The 17360-nt window shown below is 41.0% G+C and carries 20 protein-coding genes; 16 read left to right on the top strand and 4 right to left on the bottom strand.

Features of this window, described 5'->3' with window-relative positions; all coding sequences use genetic code 11:
* The first annotated feature begins 11 nt into the window (after positions 1–11).
* From AC1XUO_RS07475 to lspA, 4 genes are all read left to right on the top strand, one after another.
* Positions 12–704 (top strand): 3-keto-disaccharide hydrolase, encoded by a 693-nt coding sequence (locus AC1XUO_RS07475; protein WP_483329145.1) that lies wholly within the window; start codon positions 12–14, stop codon positions 702–704.
* Between the two features lie 96 nt (positions 705–800).
* Complete coding sequence (locus tag AC1XUO_RS07470; RefSeq protein ID WP_483329144.1) at positions 801–1805, top strand: phosphotransferase; 1005 nt, start codon at positions 801–803, stop codon at positions 1803–1805.
* A gap of 42 nt (positions 1806–1847) precedes the next feature.
* The gene (locus AC1XUO_RS07465) at positions 1848–2753 is read left to right on the top strand and encodes an alpha/beta hydrolase fold domain-containing protein (protein WP_483329143.1); all 906 of its coding nucleotides are present in this window, start codon (positions 1848–1850) and stop codon (positions 2751–2753) included.
* Between the two features lie 21 nt (positions 2754–2774).
* Positions 2775–3275 (top strand): signal peptidase II, encoded by a 501-nt coding sequence (gene lspA, locus AC1XUO_RS07460; RefSeq protein ID WP_483329142.1) that lies wholly within the window; start codon positions 2775–2777, stop codon positions 3273–3275.
* Positions 3276–3630: 355 nt separating this feature from the next.
* Here lspA and rluF read toward each other — a convergent pair whose 3' ends face one another.
* Positions 3631–4368, bottom strand: coding sequence for a 23S rRNA pseudouridine(2604) synthase RluF (rluF, locus tag AC1XUO_RS07455; protein WP_483329141.1), 738 nt, complete (start codon positions 4366–4368; stop codon positions 3631–3633).
* 135 nt (positions 4369–4503) lie between these two features.
* On the opposite strand from rluF, the gene AC1XUO_RS07450 reads away from it, so the two are divergent.
* Together AC1XUO_RS07450 and AC1XUO_RS07445 are read left to right on the top strand one after the other, a co-directional pair.
* Complete coding sequence (locus tag AC1XUO_RS07450; protein WP_483329140.1) at positions 4504–5832, top strand: acetylxylan esterase; 1329 nt, start codon at positions 4504–4506, stop codon at positions 5830–5832.
* 68 nt (positions 5833–5900) lie between these two features.
* Positions 5901–7205, top strand: coding sequence for a Gfo/Idh/MocA family protein (locus AC1XUO_RS07445; protein WP_483329139.1), 1305 nt, complete (start codon positions 5901–5903; stop codon positions 7203–7205).
* Positions 7206–7274: 69 nt separating this feature from the next.
* Here AC1XUO_RS07445 and AC1XUO_RS07440 read toward each other — a convergent pair whose 3' ends face one another.
* A complete protein-coding gene (locus tag AC1XUO_RS07440; protein WP_090335811.1) occupies positions 7275–7631 on the bottom strand; it encodes a hypothetical protein in 357 nt (118 codons plus the stop codon).
* Positions 7632–7816: 185 nt separating this feature from the next.
* Positions 7817–8143, bottom strand: a complete 327-nt coding sequence (locus tag AC1XUO_RS07435) for a tetratricopeptide repeat protein (RefSeq protein WP_483329138.1) — start codon at positions 8141–8143, stop codon at positions 7817–7819.
* Between the two features lie 161 nt (positions 8144–8304).
* On the opposite strand from AC1XUO_RS07435, the gene AC1XUO_RS07430 reads away from it, so the two are divergent.
* The 8 genes from AC1XUO_RS07430 to AC1XUO_RS07395 all read left to right on the top strand — a co-directional run bounded on the left by AC1XUO_RS07430 (position 8305) and on the right by AC1XUO_RS07395 (position 14659).
* Complete coding sequence (locus AC1XUO_RS07430) at positions 8305–9042, top strand: electron transfer flavoprotein subunit beta/FixA family protein (RefSeq protein ID WP_483329137.1); 738 nt, start codon at positions 8305–8307, stop codon at positions 9040–9042.
* A gap of 59 nt (positions 9043–9101) precedes the next feature.
* Positions 9102–10067, top strand: coding sequence for an electron transfer flavoprotein subunit alpha/FixB family protein (locus tag AC1XUO_RS07425; protein WP_483329136.1), 966 nt, complete (start codon positions 9102–9104; stop codon positions 10065–10067).
* Between the two features lie 274 nt (positions 10068–10341).
* Positions 10342–10941, top strand: coding sequence for a bifunctional nuclease family protein (locus AC1XUO_RS07420; protein ID WP_483329135.1), 600 nt, complete (start codon positions 10342–10344; stop codon positions 10939–10941).
* A gap of 137 nt (positions 10942–11078) precedes the next feature.
* Complete coding sequence (locus tag AC1XUO_RS07415) at positions 11079–11960, top strand: cell division protein FtsX (RefSeq protein WP_483329134.1); 882 nt, start codon at positions 11079–11081, stop codon at positions 11958–11960.
* A gap of 37 nt (positions 11961–11997) precedes the next feature.
* Entirely contained in the window at positions 11998–12213 is a 216-nt protein-coding gene (locus AC1XUO_RS07410; protein ID WP_483329133.1) for a DUF3098 domain-containing protein, read from the top strand.
* Positions 12210–12989 carry an undecaprenyl-diphosphate phosphatase gene (locus tag AC1XUO_RS07405; RefSeq protein ID WP_483329132.1) on the top strand — a complete coding sequence of 260 codons (780 nt, stop codon included), beginning with the start codon at positions 12210–12212 and terminating at the stop codon, positions 12987–12989. Before AC1XUO_RS07410 ends, AC1XUO_RS07405 begins: the two co-directional genes overlap by 4 nt.
* Positions 12990–13034: 45 nt before the next feature.
* Positions 13035–13736, top strand: coding sequence for a tRNA pseudouridine(55) synthase TruB (truB, locus tag AC1XUO_RS07400; protein WP_483329131.1), 702 nt, complete (start codon positions 13035–13037; stop codon positions 13734–13736).
* Positions 13733–14659 (top strand): bifunctional riboflavin kinase/FAD synthetase, encoded by a 927-nt coding sequence (locus AC1XUO_RS07395; RefSeq protein ID WP_483329130.1) that lies wholly within the window; start codon positions 13733–13735, stop codon positions 14657–14659. Before truB ends, AC1XUO_RS07395 begins: the two co-directional genes overlap by 4 nt.
* 280 nt (positions 14660–14939) lie before the next feature.
* On the opposite strand, the gene AC1XUO_RS07390 is transcribed toward AC1XUO_RS07395, so the two are convergent.
* Positions 14940–15071, bottom strand: a complete 132-nt coding sequence (locus AC1XUO_RS07390) for a hypothetical protein (RefSeq protein ID WP_483329129.1) — start codon at positions 15069–15071, stop codon at positions 14940–14942.
* 334 nt (positions 15072–15405) lie between these two features.
* Between AC1XUO_RS07390 and AC1XUO_RS07385 the strand changes: the two genes are divergently transcribed.
* Both AC1XUO_RS07385 and AC1XUO_RS07380 read left to right on the top strand, forming a co-directional pair.
* A complete protein-coding gene (locus AC1XUO_RS07385) occupies positions 15406–16749 on the top strand; it encodes an amidohydrolase family protein (protein WP_483329128.1) in 1344 nt (447 codons plus the stop codon).
* A 23-nt stretch (positions 16750–16772) separates the two neighbouring features.
* Positions 16773–17294 carry a cupin gene (locus tag AC1XUO_RS07380; protein WP_483329127.1) on the top strand — a complete coding sequence of 174 codons (522 nt, stop codon included), beginning with the start codon at positions 16773–16775 and terminating at the stop codon, positions 17292–17294.
* Positions 17295–17360 lie beyond the last annotated feature (66 nt).

Genomic DNA, 17360 nt, shown 5'->3' with positions numbered 1-17360 from the left:
CAAGAATTCAGATGAAAAAACATTTCCTGATCATCAGTTGCCTTTTCCTGGCGGCTCCTTTTGACACGTTCGCTCAAAAAACGAAAAGCCTTTTCAACGGCAAAGATCTCAATGGCTGGCACATTGACGTACCGGATATGGACAAAGATCCCAAATTGAAGACCCCGTTTATTATTAGAAATGGGCTATTGGTCAGCCTTGGTGCGCCGGGTGGCCATTTGATCACAGATGCGCAATACGAAAATTTCCGGTTGACTTTCCAATATCGGTTTGCTGGAAAACCTGGGAATTGCGGCGCGCTGGTTTTCGTTTCAACGCCAAGAGCGCTTTACGATATGTTTCCAAAATCAATAGAAGTGCAGATGATGCATCAAAATGCAGGTGATTTCTGGTGTATTCAGGAAGACATAACAACGCCGGATATGGAAAAACGTCGTGGCCCAAAAGCAAATTGGGGCGTAAATGGTGACAAACTTCGTCGGATACCAAACCTGACCGAGGGCTCTGAAAAACCACTTGGCGAGTGGAACAATATGACCATTGAATGTGTAAAAAATTCTATTAAGGTCTGGCTGAACGGCGACTTTGTAAATTATGGATATAACGCCACAGCACAAAAAGGACAGATTGCATTTCAGGCAGAAGGTGCAGAAGTTGAGTTTAAAAAGGTTGAATTAACACCAATTAAAGCACTGACAAAATAGAAAATCGAAAACAGGATTTTGAGTTTATCTGGGTTTTATATTATCTGAATAAAATTAGGCTGCACCACATCATTATCGATCCGCAAAACTAAAATCATGACTCCATTTCCAGTTACCAATTCCACCCTATCAACGATTCATCTGGCCGATTTTGTACAAAAAGAATATCAACTCGCAAGTCCTGTTACTTGTAAATTATTAAAAACAGGAATAAGTCATACGTATCTGATTACAACGGATACCGAAAAATTTGTCTTTCGAATATATTCCTTTCACTGGCGGACGAAAGCTGAAATTCTGGAAGAAATTCGCCTCGTTAATCTTCTCAAAGAAAATGACGTTCGCATATCCTACCCGATTGCGGATGCCGACGGCGAATTTATAAAAGAATTGAATGCACCCGAAGGAACGCGTTTTGGTGTACTATTTTCACATGCCAAAGGAGCTAAACTTATAAATTATTCACCGGAAATACATTTCGCCGTCGGGCAGTCTATGGCGCAGATTCATCGGCTCACTGAAAATTTCAAGCTAGATCGTGTGGACTATACCTATGATATTCTGCTCACACAGTCGTTTGAAAGGTTAAAATTATATCTAGACCCTAAGCATCCCGAAATGATATACATGGCAGATTTGAAAGAAAGGTTAAAACAATTTTTTATTGAAACTGATTTTTCAAAAGTTCGTAACGGAGCGGTCCATCTGGATATTTGGTTCGACAACATGCATTTTACTGACCAACAGGACGTAACTATTTTCGATTTCGATTTTTGTGGAAATGGCCCGTTGGTTCTGGATATTGGGTATTATGTGATGCAACTTTACAATCTTGAAAGAGATGAATCAGAATATAAGTTAAAACTTGAAAGTTTCCTGAAAGGATATGAATCGATAATACAGATCAGCGATGAGGAAAAACGAATCCTGCCTTTTCTCAGCACATCAATTTACTTCTTCTATCTCGGTATTCAGTGCCAACGCTTTGATAATTGGGCGAACGTTTTTCTGAATGAAATTTATCTGAAACGATATATTAAAGCGATTATTAAACGTTGGGCAGATTATAATGAGATTCTATCTGACGCAGAATTAATTTAAATAAATCGCTAAGCAAACTGTTACAAAATATTCTAATCTAACATGATAAAAACAGCCAGAATCATAATCCTGATTTTAATGATCACCGGATATGCAGGTGCCCAGATCCCGGAAAAGATTAAAAATATTTTCCCTGCCGGAACTGTGATGCACAACGACCTGGCTTATGCCGGCGACACATTAAAACGTCATAAACTGGATATTTATTTACCTGAAAACGTTAAAGGTAACGTTCCGTTGATTGTCTGGATCCATGGCGGAGCCTGGAAATTGAATGATAAATTTGCTGATATGGGGTATATGAAAAAAACCGTCAGTTCTTTTATTGAACAAGGTTATGCCTTTGCCAGCATTGATTATCGTTACAGCACGGACGCTATTTTCCCGGCTCAGGTTCAGGACTGCAACCAGGCAATAAGCTGGCTTCATGCCAATGCCCAGAAGTATCACATTGATAAAAGCAAAATTGCAGTCATCGGTTTTTCCGCCGGCGGACATTTGGCTTCACTTTTAGCCTTGTCGAATAACAACAATATCAAACAATTTTCAGCAAACGGAAAAAGCATTCCGTTCAAAATTAAGGCCGTAATCGACTTTTACGGACCTTCGAATTTTCTGGCGCTGATACCAAAAGTGGAAATTAATGATCCTACTGATGCCCTGACTTCTCTCCTGGGAGGGACCGTGCTTGAAAGGCCGGACCTCGCGACGCTCGCGAGTCCGACTACCTATGTCGACGCAAATGATCCGCCGTTTTTAATTTTTCATGGCGAAAAAGATGAGTCGGTGCCGTACACACAATCGGTGTTGTTGAATTCCTACCTGCGCCACGTGAATGTAAAAACGGAATTAATTGTTGTTCCTAATGCGCCACACTATGGCGAAATGTTTGACGTTGAATCTAACAGAACAAAAATCGCTGCTTTTCTGAAAACGCATTTGAAATAGTAGCAAGTCATCAGTCCCGAAATGAATACGAAGAAATTAATTACTAATATTTCCATTTTAGCAGTTCTTGTTGCTAACATCGGCTGCGACCAGATTTCTAAAAATATCGTTCGGCAAAAAGTCGGCTATTATGAAAATATTAGTTTGATCAGTGATTATCTGACGCTGACCCGCGTGGAAAATGAGGGGGCAATGCTAAGTATTGGGAGCGCACTTCCTGAAACGTTGAAATTTATTCTACTTGCAGGCATCCCAATGCTGGCTCTTGCGTTTGGCGTCTACTATATGTTCATGAGAAAAAATATCTCTAAAATGAGCATGCTGGCTTTAAGTTTCGCCATTGGTGGTGGTATCGGAAATATTTATGACAGGGTCGTTCACGGTTCGGTGACGGACTTTTTGCATATAAATCTCGGTATCTTTCAAACAGGAATTTTCAATATGGCTGATGTTTCTATAATGGTCGGAATGGGATTATTCCTTGTCCAGTCTTATTCTAACAGAAAACTATTGTCCTGGTAAAAACACGAATTAGCTCTTTTTCCCGTCATTCCGAATATATTTTGATTATGATATCAGCGATAAATCATGCTACGTTTACAGCGTAATTAATATAAAAATCACCAATTTGAGGTTTAAATAGGGCGGTACGCTGCACTTTTTGAGATTCGTAGACTTCATGTCACTAAAAATATTTCGGTGCTCTGCACCTCTCTGACATTGTATATCCTTCTTGCATAAAAGTGTCCAATTCTCCACAACTTATCATTCAACACCGTCAGCAACAGGGGCAGAGCGCCGAAATAATTGTAGAAGGAATGATAGCAGTAATCAGAAACAGGTGCAGCGCACCGGAAAAATCTTATAACAGGACTTTTTATTCCTCATCTTCCAAATAAGACCCATCCTCCGTTTTAACAGAATTTTGCACCGATTCATTTATTTGTCTTAACTCCTCAACCGTCAAATCCCGCCATTTTCCAACAGGAAGGTTTTCCAGCGTTACATTCATGATCCGCACCCGTTTTAGTTTTGTAACATTGTAACCAAGATATTCACACATTCGACGTATCTGTCTATTTAAACCTTGTGTTAAAATAATGGTAAACACATAAGTACTATCCTTTCGGACAAAACACTTTTTGGTTACAGTATCAAGGATGGGAACGCCATCACTCATTCTTTGAACAAAATCCGGTTTAATTGGTTTGTCTACCGTAACCACATATTCCTTTTCATGGTTATTTCCCGCACGTAGAATTTTATTAACAATGTCTCCATCACTCGTAAGAAAAATCAAGCCTTCCGAAGGCTTATCCAGTCGCCCGATAGGAAATATACGTTCTGGATGTCTGATATAGTCGATAATATTCCCATTTATCTGTCGCTCAGTGGTACAGGTTATGCCAACCGGTTTATTAAAAGCGATATAAACGCCTGCTTTTTTAATTTTTAGCGGTTTCCCATCTATCAACACCTGGTCGCCGTCAGTTGCCTTATCACCCAATACGGCTTGTTTCCCATTTAAAACAACACGCCCTTGCTCTACAAGCTTGTCTGCCTCACGGCGCGAGCAGAATCCTGTCTCACTAATAAATTTATTTATGCGGATCAACTTATACTAAAATTGCTGATTAATGATCGATTTTTTCTTGTAAGATAAAGATTGCAAAAAAAATTGGATTGAAATCAAAGAAACCGTCGTGTTAGCTCTTTCTATACCAATGGTACATAATTTTCAATATTTTTTATGCGAAACACTATAAAATTTCGGGTTGCCGACAGCCGCTTTTATCTATTGATTTGTTTCTTCTGGCTTTCTCTGGGACAAACCTTTGCACAACCAATTGAGCGCGCCATTAAGATATTGGTCGCACCAGATCGGGAAGACTGGACTTACAAAACGGGTGATAAAGTAAAATTCACAATCTCTGTTTTCCAAAACGGAAATCTTGTCAAAAATGCTCCCGTACGTTATGAGATCGGATTGGAAAAAATGGAACCAGTGATCAAGGAGAGTAAAACAGCGGCAAACGGAACGCTTACCGTAGATGCAGGCACTTTGAAAACACCAGGTTTCCTAAGATGTATCGCATTTACGAATGTCGATGGTGGAGAATATAAGGGACTGGCCACAGCTGGATTCGAGCCCGAAAAAATTCAGCCAACGGTAACTAATCCAACCGATTTTGACGCTTTTTGGGATGCAGCAAAAAAAGAACTGGCTGCCGTTCCAATGGATGCAAAAATGACATTATTACCTGAACGCTGTACGGAAAAGGTAAATGTGTATCACGTAAATCTTCAAAATTTCAGACCCAATGCTCGTTTGTACGGTATTTTAACAATTCCTAAAAAAGAAGGTAAATATCCGGCCTTGTTAAAAGTTCCAGGTGCCGGCGTTCGTCCATATTATGGAGACGTTGCAATGGCAGAAAAAGATATTATTACATTCGAAATCGGAATTCATGGGGTGTCCGTAATTATGGAACCATCTGTTTACATCGATTTGGGACAAGGTGCGCTAAACGGCTATCCGGCCTATAATCTGGATGATAAGGACCGGTTTTATTACAAAAAGGTTTATCTGGGATGTATCAGGGCAAATGATTTCCTGACCAGTCTTCCGCAGTACGACGGCACCAATCTGGCTGTAACAGGCGGAAGCCAGGGCGGTGCCTTATCAATAATCACGGCCGGAATTGATCCGCGCGTTAAATGGCTTGGAGCATTTTATCCGGCATTAAGCGACGTGACAGGTTATTTGAATGGGAGAGCTGGCGGATGGCCTCACTATTTTGATAAGACAAATCTGAGATTTAACAACACCAAAGAAAAACTGGCAACCATCGGTTACTACGACGTGGTCAATTTCGCCAGACGTGTGAAAGTTCCGGGATATTATATGTGGGGCTATAACGACGAAACCTGCCCGCCAACTTCGATGTACGCTGCATACAACGTCACCACAGCTCCAAAAGAATTAAAATTGTATCTCGAAACGGGCCATTGGACTTATCCCGAAGAACGTGAAATGATGAACAACTGGCTGGTCAGCAAACTCAAACCAGAAAAATAATGCACTCAAAACATTAAACCGTCCACCCCATTCTTTCATTCACTCATTCTATCATTCACCCATTCCCTATGGATCGTAGAAAATTTATCGAACAATCTGTAATAGCCGGAGCGGCATTTTCCTCTCTGCCACTATTGACCTCTCTCAAAAGAACAACGCAATATAAAACTGCCTTGATCGGCTCCGGATGGTGGGGAACCAATATCCTCCGCTGTGCGATACAAGCCGGAGAATCCAAAGTAGTGGCACTGTGTGACGTGGATGAAAATCAGCTGAAAGTGACGTCCGGCGAAATTTCTAAACTGACACCGGATAAACCAAAACTATACAAGGATTTCAGGGAAATGCTGCAAAAAGAAAAACCTGAAATCGTGATTGTCGCCACGCCGGATCACTGGCACGCACTGTGTTGCATCGCTGCGATAGAATCGGGCGCCCATGTTTATGTTGAAAAACCGATTTGCCATACCATTCAGGAAGGACGGGCAATGGTAAATGCAACCAGGAAACATGGCCGGATCGTACAGGTGGGCACGCACCGCCGAATTTCTCCTCATAATATTTCCGGAATGGATTTTCTAAAGTCGGGGAAAGCAGGGAAGATCGGTATGGCACGGGCATTTGTACATTATGGTGGCGGTCCTGGTCAGAAAACGCCGGATTCGGAAATACCTAAAGGATTGGATTGGGATATGTATTGCGGTCCGGCCGAGCTTGTTCCTTACAATAAAACGATACATCCGAAGGGATTTCGTAATTATCTGAACTTTGCGAACGGTACCCTTGGCGACTGGGGAATCCACTGGCTGGATCAGGTACTTTGGTGGTCGGAGCAAAAATATCCTAAAAAAGTTTATTCAACCGGAGGACGTGCTATCCGCCAGGACAATACGGATGCACCAGATCATCAGGTTGCCGTATATGATTTTGATGGCTTTACACTGGAATGGGAGCACCGGAATTTTGCAGCAAACAACGCAGAAAAGACCCATCCGCAGCAGGCAGTTGGTGTATATTTTTATGGTACCGAAGGAACATTCCACATGGGTTGGCTTGATGGCTGGACATTTTATCCATCCAATCCAAATAAACCGACCATACACCAGGATGCGCAGCTGAACAAACCTGACGACCAGAATATTCAGCAATTATGGGTAAATTTTTTGTCGTCTATTAAAACAAATACGCCTCCGGTTTGTGAAATTGAAGTTGGACAGCGTTCGACAAACCTGGCATTACTTGGTATGTTATCTTACAAATTAGGAAGAAGTATTATCTGGGATGGAGAAAAAGAAATTATTCCCGGCGACGATGATGCAAATAAATTACTGAGAAGAGACTACAGGGGTGAATGGAAGTACCCGACAGTATAATTTATACAAAAAATCCGGCTTGATGTTTATTCTGAACATCAAGCCGGATTTTAAATTTCCTGACGGCAATTAGTCAATCTTGATAACTTCTGCCGGAATGTTATATTGTGTGATAATTTCACGTGTAAAACGGACGTGACCACGTGGCGCCATCAAATACAATTTAGCACCTTTCATTCCTGCCAATTCGCTCAAAAGCTTCCATTTGGAAACGCTTCCACGAAGTTGGTCTGTTTTCATGGACACTTCCAGATAATGTCTGTTAAACATATTCACACCCGTAACGTCCGGCGTAAATTTCTCATTATCAGCAGCTCTTTCATAAGATTTAGGTGTTTCAAAGCCTTCCATATTGGCCTGAATTTCCTTGAATCCATGAGCTTGTGCCCATTTTACAACAATGGGAATAAATGATTCCTTTTCCATAAATAACAATGAATGATTTTCTCCCCGACCGACGAGGAAACTCAACATAAAATATTAAAACTAAAACCTGAGAAGAGTGAAAGCGTCGTAACCTGAAACAGTCGCCAAACAAGCCGCATTTCTTACCAATTGGGAAAACTACTACTTTTTTGCCAGACTACAAAATAAAATCTGGCCAATCGCGACTATTCTTCCAGCTCATCAAGGAATGAGCGATAGGCTCTAAGCAACTCCTGATGCGTCTTTGTGTTCTTTATATTTAACGCCAGATCGATGCCTTTCTGATAAATAAGCTCTGCTTTTTCATTTTTTTCCAGTGCTGCAAAAAAGGCCGCGGCGCTGTAATAAGTTGCCAGGTAAGAAGGATGCTCGTCAAGAAGTATATTAAAATACACTTCCGCCTCAGAAACATCCGTCTTCTGATATTCCAGGGCCAGCGCATATATATTAAAAGGATCGTTCGGATCCTTTTCATAAAAAATAATCAGATTTTCCAGCAATGAGTTTTTCATTTTTAATAATGTTATGCTTGCATACTATTTAAGTTTTTCTGTATATTCGCCACTATAAATTTATTCTTTAAAAAATTATAACGAACAATTGATGTACCGCATTTTAGGTATCATTACTGATCGAAATTAAAAGTTACACATAATCAACTTCTTGCCATACCATGAAAATACTCGTATGTATTACCAATGTACCGGATACGACGGCCAAAATAACATTTACAGATAATGACACCAAACTTAATAAAGCCGGTGTACAATATATAATCGGCCCGTATGACGATTATGCACTTGCACGTGCAGTCGAACTTAAAGAACAGCTTGGCGCCTCGGTAACCGTACTTCATGTCGGAGAGGCAGATGCAGATCCGCAAATACGTAAAGCGCTCGCAATCGGCGCAGATGACGCAATTCGTGTCAATACAGACCCGGTTGATTCCTATTACACGGCCGTACAAATTGCCCATATTGCCTCAGAAAATAAATATGACCTTATTTTGATGGGTCGCGAATCCATTGATTTTAACAGTGGCGTTGTGCATGGTTTGGTGGGAGAAATGCTTGGTATCCCCTCCTATTCGCCCGTCATGAAACTCGAAATTGACGGGACAAATGCAACGATTGCGAGAGAAATCGATGGCGGAAAAGAAACACTGACCGCCTCGTTACCACTCGTTCTCGGATGTCAGGAACCCATTTCAGAATGGAAAATTCCGAATATGCGCGGAATTATGACAGCCAGAACAAAACCGCTTATCGTAGCGGAACCAATTTCAGTAGAAGAAATGACAACGCCTGAAAAGTTTTCACTTCCTGCTCCCAAGGGCGCCTGTAAAATGATCCCGGCGGCAGAGGCGGAAACGCTGATAAAACTCCTGAGAACAGAAGCGAAAGTTCTTTAACAAAAAAATTTTTTGACAGAGAAATTTACGCTCCGTCATAATTCTAAAATTTGATCAAGATGTCAGTACTCATATTTATTGAACTGGATAATGGCTCGGTGAAAAAAACTTCACTGGAAGCCGTAGCCTATGGCGCAGAAGTTGCCAGATTGACGGGAACAACAGCTACCGTTTTGGCATTAGGAAAAGCTGATTCCACTGATTTGGAACGAACCGGAAATTTCGGTGCGACAAAAGTATTACATGCTTCTGACGAAAAGTTGTCTCATGAAAATAGCCTTGCCTATGCCGATGTTTTGGCCCAGGCCGTTGAAAAAGAAAATAGCAAGGTCATTATTATTTCCAAGTCAGGATTAGGAGACGCAGTTGCAGCCCGTGCATCCGCAAAATTGAAAGCGGGAATCGTATCTGGCGTTACCGATCTGCCCGTCATCAATGGAGGATTTAGTGTAAAAAGAAGTATTTACACAGGAAAGGCCTTTTCAATGGTCGAGATAAAATCCGATATTAAAATTCTGGTCGTCAAAAAAAACGCGATGGAAGCCACGGAAGTTTCAGGCAACGCAACTGTTGAGAATTTCACACCGGTACTCCGTGATTCAGATTTCCAGGCTTCTGTCGGACAAATTGAAAAGTCAAATTCTGAACTTTCATTAACAGAAGCTGATATCATTGTTTCGGGCGGTCGCGGTATGAAAGGCCCTGAAAACTGGCAACCATTGCTTGATTTCGCTAAGTCACTTGGCGCCGCGACTGGTTGCTCTAAGCCAGTTTCAGACCTTGACTGGCGCCCTCATCATGAGCACATCGGGCAAACTGGTATCAAAGTTGCGCCAAACCTGTATATCGCCTGTGGAATTTCCGGAGCGATCCAACATCTGGCCGGGGTTAATGGATCAAAATATATTGTCGTTATCAATAAAGATCCGGAAGCACCATTTTTCAAGGCGGCGGATTATGGGATCGTTGGCGATATTTTTGACGTGTTACCCAAGCTCACAAAGGCAGTTCAAGACCTCAAATGACGAATAGTTTTGCCATATACCCCGCCTCGCATTTTTTTATGCAGGGCGGGTTTTTTATTTTTGCGTACTAAAACGATGGCACATTGTGGGAAATGTAAAATAAGCCGTAATTTTATTGGGATAGCTATCTGATTTACAGTGCTCTTTCATAAAACCCGGACGTAAAAGACATTCGACATAACCTGGCATGAAGTTTTGAGAATCATAGTACACATTGCGCAAAATCACCAGAACTGTTTGCAAAAACGTTGCGTTAGTCCAATAAAGTCCAAACGTGAAAAAAATTAAGTTAGAAATATTAGGGCTTTCCCCTAGCCAATCTCAGGCCGGTTCCTTCGCTCTTGTTTTGGGTGAAGAATTAGGAAACCGTCGCCTTCCAATCATCATCGGCGTGTTCGAAGCACAAGCAATTGCCGTGCAGATCGAGAACATTGTTCCGAACCGTCCAATGACCCATGATTTGTTCAAATCATTTGCGGAAGGGATGAACTACACCCTGAAAGAGATTGTCATCTCCGATTTGAAGGAAGGTATTTTTTACGCCAAAATCGTTTGTAAGGATAGTTTGAGAGAGGTTGAAATTGACGCCCGTCCTTCTGACGCCATCGCCATTGGTTTACGTTTTGATATACCTATATATACTTATGAGGCAATTCTTTCAGAAGCCGGAATTATCTCGAGCTCAATTTCTGAGGACGAAGATGAGGATGAAGAAGATACAGTAAAAGAAACTTTGCAGTCCCGCGGAAGTTTGACAGATCAGTTGAGAGATCTTTCTTTCGATGAACTTCAACGGATGCTTGACGATGCGCTCACAAAAGAGGATTACGAAAAAGCGGCGAAAATCCGTGATGAAATGGGGCGCAGAAATTGATTCCCAGCAGTTCCCATTCGTTAAAAATAGTTAAGAATGAGCCTTGGAAGGTATCATTCTTATATTAATCAGTATTTTTGCCAACATTACTTCATTCGAAAGTTTGAGTAGAACCGGATTGTACAATATCCCTTTTTATGCCTAAAAAGAAAAAAATTGGAAGTTACCCCAATGCAATGATTGTTATGAGTCTGACGGCTGCATTATTCCTGATAGGTTTTTGCGGACTTCTCGTCATTCAGTCTAAAAAGCTGGTTTCTATCATCCGTCAAAATATTGAAGTGAGGGTATTTATTGACAAAGCTGAAACCAAAGCCGGGCAAGATTCTATATTGACTGTGCTGAAGTCGAAACCTTATGTATCAGCCACCGTAGAAACGCCAGATCCGATCAGCTTTGTGTCGAAAGAGGAGGCCGCCAAAGAATTCATTGAAGGGACCAAGGAAGATTTCACAGCATTTTTAGGGGAAAATCCGTTGCGTGACAGCTATCGGGTAAAAATCGGAGAAGATTATTTTGAAGAATCTAAATTGCAGCTGATCAAAAAGGATATAGAAAAAATAAAAGGTGTTTACGAAGTGGTTTACCAGGAAGACCTTGCTGATAATATCAATCGTAATGTTACCAAAATTTATATTGTGCTCGCCAGTTTTGCCTTGATCATGCTGATCATAATCGTGCTTCTTGTCAATAACACGATCAAACTTGCCATTTATTCGCAACGTTTCCTGATCAGGAGTATGCAGCTCGTTGGCGCTACGAATGGATTTATTCAGCGTCCCTACATTCTCCGCGGGGCTATGCAGGGAACTATCGGCGGCGTTTTGGCAGGAGCTTTGCTGATCGCTTTGCAGCAGGTAGCTGTGAGAAATGTCGAAGGTTTGGCGATGTTGCAGGAATATGACAAAATTGTAATCCTGGTGGCCGTCGTTCTTGCGCTTGGCATTTTGATAGGCATTGCAAGTACATACCAGTCGCTTGCGCGTTATCTGCGTATGGCTTTGGACGACCTGTATTGATCGAAATAAATATTTTTGACTACCACAACATAAAGTTATGAGCAACACAAAAAGCAGTCTTCCATTTGGTGCATCAAACTACAAAATGATGCTGATCGGATTAGCCGTAATTCTTGGCGGATTTTTAATTATGAGCCTTGATACTGAGGAATTTGGTTTCGGTATGCTTGGATTAACCGTTGGACCAGTGATCGTCATCCTGGGTTTCATCATTGAGTTTTGGGCTATTTTACGTAAACCCGCTAATTCATGACCATCTGGCAAGCAATTATTTTAGCCATCATTGAAGGAATTACAGAATTCCTACCCGTTTCTTCCACCGGACACATGATCATCGCATCCTCGTTCATGGGGATCAGCCACCTGGAATTCACCAAAATGTTTACCGTCAATATTCAATTTGGAGCTATTCTCTCCGTTGTTGTATTATACTGGAAACGTTTTTTCCAATCCACAGATTTTTACTTTAAGCTTTTTGTCGCATTTCTACCGGCTGCGGTTCTAGGTTTTCTGCTGAACGACCTTATCGATTCGATGCTTGAAAACGTAATCGTTGTTGCGATTTCACTTTTGGTTGGTGGTATTATCTTATTGTTCATCGACCGGATTAATAATGACAACACACGCGAAAGAGAAATATCATACTTTGATGCTTTAAAAATCGGATTTTTCCAGTGTATCGCTATGATTCCGGGGGTTTCCCGCTCAGCATCAACGATCATCGGAGGCATGTTGCAAGGACTTTCCCGCAAACAGGCTGCTGAATTCTCATTCTTCCTGGCGGTACCGACAATGGCTGCGGCTGGTGGTTACAAACTTTTGAAAACATACGATACTATTCAGGCATCTGACATTAAAACCTTGCTGATAGGCAATTTAGTCGCATTCGTTGTTGCAATGTTGGCTATCAAATTTTTTATTAACTTTCTGACAAAATATGGTTTCAAGGTTTTCGGGTATTACCGGATTATTTTGGGGCTTATTCTTTTAGGACTTTTAGCATCAGGTTATAAACTGGACATCGTATAAAACCAGCGGGGCAGACCGGGGAGAATTTAATTTAGATAAAATAACTTGAATAACGATACTACCATACCAGAAGAAGGGGAAGTTCTGTTGATTGACAAACCGCTCAAATGGACATCCTTCGATGTTGTCAATAAGATAAAAAGAGCTTGTAAATATAATAAAATCGGTCATGCCGGCACGCTGGATCCTCTGGCGACCGGCTTGCTCATTTTATGTACGGGAAAGAAAACAAAGATTATTGATACCTATCAGGCGCAGGAAAAGGAATATACCGGCACTTTCGTATTAGGTAAAACAACACCTTCTGTTGATCTGGAAACTGAATTTGACGCAGAGTTTCCCATCGGGCATATCAATTCGGAAATACTGGAAACTGCCAGAAAGACCTTTCTCGGACAAATCGAACAGATCCCGCCAATTTATTCTGCTGTAAAAGTTGATGGTGAAAGACTTTACAAAAAAGCGCGTCGTGGCGAAACTGCCGAAATAAAAAAACGCAGTGTGGAGATCTCACTATTTGAAATTGACAGCACCAATTTTCCGGCCATTGATTTCAGGATCATTTGCTCCAAAGGAACCTACATCCGTAGTATTGTAAGAGATTTTGGTGTTGCGGCAGGAAGTGGCGCGTATCTGAGTGTGTTGTGTCGTACCAGAATTGGTAATTTTGAATTGAAAGATGCCAAAAACCTGACCGATTTCATTTACCAGAAACGTGTTGAATTGAAGTTACCAGTTGACGAATGAACATATACCACAGCCTTGATTCCTTTCATAGATTGGAATGCGCAGTCGTAACCAGTGGCACTTTTGATGGCTTGCATATAGGCCATAAAAAAATACTTGCCAGATTAAAAGAAATAAGTATCCAGTCTGGCGGCGAATCTGTTGTACTTACCTTTTGGCCTCATCCACGAATGGTGGTTTCAGAAGACAGCCAGGATTTACAGTTGCTTTCAACAATTGACGAAAAGATCGCGCTCTTCGCAGAGATGGGTGTTCAACATCTGGCGATTATCCCATTTACAAGGGCTTTTTCAGAACTTTCTTCTGACGAATTTATCCGCCAGATACTGGTTGAAAAAATTGGCACAAAAAAACTTGTCATTGGGTATGATCATCGTTTTGGCAGAAACCGTGAGGGAAGTTTCGAATTTTTACAAAAAAATGCATCCAGTTACGGATTTGAGGTGGAAGAAATTCTTCGTCAGGATATAGAAGACCTGGCCATCAGTTCTTCGCGAATACGTCAATCCCTATTATCCGGAAATGTAGATGAAGCACAACATCTGTTGGGTCGCCCCTACGCTATTACCGGTGTTGTGGTAAAAGGCAAACAACTTGGCAGAACAATAGGTTTTCCTACTGCAAACATCCATTTAAACGAATCTTACAAATTAATTCCTGCCAATGGCGTATATGTGATCAATGCCATTTACGATGGCATTGTGTATAAAGGAATGCTGAATATTGGTGTCAGACCGACCGTTGATGGAACATTCAGAACGATTGAGGCCAACATTTTTGACTTTGACAAAGAAATCTACGGCGAAGATCTGACTGTTGAATTGCTTCATTATCTACGCCCTGAACAAAAATTCAGCGGACTCGATGCTTTGATCGAACAGATTAAAATTGATAAGGAAAATGCGTCCTTATTTTTTAAATAAAAAAATTAATTAAAAAAAGGAAAACCCTGAATCAGCATCTACTTGCCGGCTCAGGGTTTTCCTTTGCTTAACGACATACCCTGATGGATATGTCTATTAATTTTGCACCAAGAGTAAATGATTTAATCATATTCATTAAATCTTTCAGTGTTTAAAATGAATTTAATATAAAAGCAAAAATCATATTCAAAACACTAGTCTGGTTATCACCGCTCCAATAGGCACATCCTTTTTATAGCCCAACGTTTTTCATCAAAGATGCTAAGGGTGCAATCAGTGGTTACCCGGTCATCACCGCTCCAATAGGAGCACCCTGTTTATAGCCCAAAGTCGCTCCCCGCCGCGTTTCAGACTCCGTAGGAGTCGCCTGAGAAATTTCGAAGGTGCGTTTTGTTATAAAACATCTGGTCATGGTTTATAACAAAGCATGTAATCAAAAAATCCATCTTCAAGATATCTGATTTTTGCCAATGAATGATTGATTATCACAAAATGAGGAGGTACCTATGGAGCCGTATTTCGGGCGTATTGTAGCTTTTATATAAACAGGGAGCCACGATGTTGCTTGAATTACCCGAGATTTAAGAGTATAACAAATATGGCAATTTGACTCAGAATTGAGGCAAAATAATGCAATCTTTTCAATCTAAAATCTATATAAAAAAGTGACAAAATCCTTACTGATTAGCAACTTATTTCTCAGCTTTGGTATAATTATAATGCAGAATTTATAAACTGAAAACACGATGAAACAACATTTTCAATACTTCATTTTTACCGTGCTGTTGTTATTAACAGTTAGGTCCCAAGCGCAGCAAAATGATTTGATTCTCTTAAAAAATGTAAATCTCATTGATGGAACCGGTTCGCCTTCAAATTCTGATGTTAATATATTAATCAAAAATGGAATTCTTGAATCCATTATGCGTGGACTGATAGAACCAGCTGCAACGCAGATCGACTTGAAAGGAAAAACAATAATTCCAGCGATCATCAGTGCACATACGCATATCGGGACGTTAAAAGGAAACACATCAACTGCCGAAAATTATACCAGAGAAAATATTCTAAGACACTTGAAAAGGTATCAGGACTATGGCGTAAACACGATACTAACCATGGGAACCGACCGTCCGTTAATTTTTAATGGATTTATCGATTCCACGCAAGCCGGACTTCTTCCAGGTGCCAGGTTATATTCTGCCGGTTATGGATTTAATACACCTGAAAGTTCACCTGCTTCCTGGATGAACCTGCTGCTTCGCCCAACTGCGGCCGATCAGGTACCAGGCTTGTTGGCTGATCTTGCCAAGGTAAAACCAACCGTCGTTAAAATGTGGGTTGATGATCACGGTGGAAAAGCTGAGAAATTCAAGCCGGAGATTTACAAAGCAATCATTGCAGAAGCGCATAAAAAGGGAATACCGGTAGCCAGTCATTTGTATAATTTAGAAGACGCGCGTTCACTAACAGAATCCGGTCTGGATATTATGGCGCACAGTATTCGCGACAAAGAAATCGATGATGATCTTTTGAAAAAAATGAAAGATCATGGCGTCGCCTATATTCCGACACTTTCTCTTGACGAATTCGCCTATATCTATTCCAGAAAACCTGACTGGGTGGAAGAGCCTTTTTTTAAAGCGTCGCTCGAACCAGGAGTCTACGAGATGATCGTTTCGGAGAAATATCAGAATCAGGTTAAAAATTCGCCTGATTTTGAAAGAAATATGAAGGGTTTCAAGATTGCACTTACGAACGTAAAAAAAATTCATGATGCAGGAATTTTAGTTGCGCTCGGCACCGATTCAGGTGCATTTCCGATTCGTGCGCAGGGATTTTCGGAGCATTTGGAACTGGAACTATTGGTTCAGGCAGGACTAACTCCTTTGCAAGCCATTAAGGCTGCAACCAAAAACGCGGCAACTGTTTTGAAGATTGACAAACGATATGGCACCCTGGAAAAGGGCAAAGCCGCAGACTTTATTGTGTTGACGGCAAGTCCTGAAAAGGAAATCAGAAATACCCGAAATATTGAATCTGTTTGGAAAGACGGCAAAGAAGTGAGCAAAGGCCCGTTAAAAAAATAATTTAGATAAAATATTCTGGTAGAATGGAAAACGTAACTGACACATATTTTTTTGACGATGACGGGAATATTCCCAATAGCCAATATCCGCTTATCATTTACAAAGCGGCATTTTCTAAAAGCGGGAACGCTGGCGCTAAGTGGCTTGAACAGAAGTTCGAGTCCAACAATTGGAAAAATTCCTGGCGTAATGGCGTGTTTCCCTATCATTACTACCACAGTATTACACACGAAGTTTTAGGTGTTTATTCTGGAACTGCGTTGCTTCATCTGTGTGGTGAGAACGGAGAAAAACTTCGTGTTAAAGTCGGCGATATCATTGTAATTCCGGCAGGTGTTGGACATAAAAGTATTGAATCCTCAAAAGACTTCGCAATTGTAGGTGCCTACCCCAACGGTATGGAGTATGATCTCATGAAAGGCAAAGCAAACGAACGAGCGACGGCTGATGAAAACATTTCAAAAGTCCCCTTTCCCGATCAGGATCCACTACTAGGAAAATATAACGGGTTGATGAAAATCTGGAGTATTATAAGATCGAGATAAACAAAAAGGGGTTTTGCAGAAAAAATCCTGCAAAACCCCTCATCATTCGAACGAGTAAAACTCACT

This window comes from Dyadobacter sp. HNCC25DJ186 (assembly GCF_056895235.1).
Note: the sequence above shows the minus strand (reverse complement) of the source record. Positions and strands in the feature narration are given on the sequence as shown.

Coding starts and splice junctions, on each gene's coding strand:
- AC1XUO_RS07385 (WP_483329128.1), top strand. CDS start 15,406: ATGAAACAACATTTTCAATACTTCATTTTTACCGTGCTGTTGTTATTA.
- AC1XUO_RS07410 (WP_483329133.1), top strand. CDS start 11,998: ATGAGCAACACAAAAAGCAGTCTTCCATTTGGTGCATCAAACTACAAA.
- AC1XUO_RS07395 (WP_483329130.1), top strand. CDS start 13,733: ATGAACATATACCACAGCCTTGATTCCTTTCATAGATTGGAATGCGCA.
- AC1XUO_RS07430 (WP_483329137.1), top strand. CDS start 8,305: ATGAAAATACTCGTATGTATTACCAATGTACCGGATACGACGGCCAAA.
- AC1XUO_RS07450 (WP_483329140.1), top strand. CDS start 4,504: ATGCGAAACACTATAAAATTTCGGGTTGCCGACAGCCGCTTTTATCTA.
- AC1XUO_RS07415 (WP_483329134.1), top strand. CDS start 11,079: ATGCCTAAAAAGAAAAAAATTGGAAGTTACCCCAATGCAATGATTGTT.
- AC1XUO_RS07380 (WP_483329127.1), top strand. CDS start 16,773: ATGGAAAACGTAACTGACACATATTTTTTTGACGATGACGGGAATATT.
- lspA (WP_483329142.1), top strand. CDS start 2,775: ATGAATACGAAGAAATTAATTACTAATATTTCCATTTTAGCAGTTCTT.
- AC1XUO_RS07475 (WP_483329145.1), top strand. CDS start 12: ATGAAAAAACATTTCCTGATCATCAGTTGCCTTTTCCTGGCGGCTCCT.
- AC1XUO_RS07425 (WP_483329136.1), top strand. CDS start 9,102: ATGTCAGTACTCATATTTATTGAACTGGATAATGGCTCGGTGAAAAAA.
- AC1XUO_RS07470 (WP_483329144.1), top strand. CDS start 801: ATGACTCCATTTCCAGTTACCAATTCCACCCTATCAACGATTCATCTG.
- AC1XUO_RS07440 (WP_090335811.1), bottom strand. CDS start 7,631: ATGGAAAAGGAATCATTTATTCCCATTGTTGTAAAATGGGCACAAGCT.
- AC1XUO_RS07390 (WP_483329129.1), bottom strand. CDS start 15,071: ATGACCAGATGTTTTATAACAAAACGCACCTTCGAAATTTCTCAGGCG.
- AC1XUO_RS07445 (WP_483329139.1), top strand. CDS start 5,901: ATGGATCGTAGAAAATTTATCGAACAATCTGTAATAGCCGGAGCGGCA.
- AC1XUO_RS07435 (WP_483329138.1), bottom strand. CDS start 8,143: ATGAAAAACTCATTGCTGGAAAATCTGATTATTTTTTATGAAAAGGAT.
- AC1XUO_RS07405 (WP_483329132.1), top strand. CDS start 12,210: ATGACCATCTGGCAAGCAATTATTTTAGCCATCATTGAAGGAATTACA.
- AC1XUO_RS07465 (WP_483329143.1), top strand. CDS start 1,848: ATGATAAAAACAGCCAGAATCATAATCCTGATTTTAATGATCACCGGA.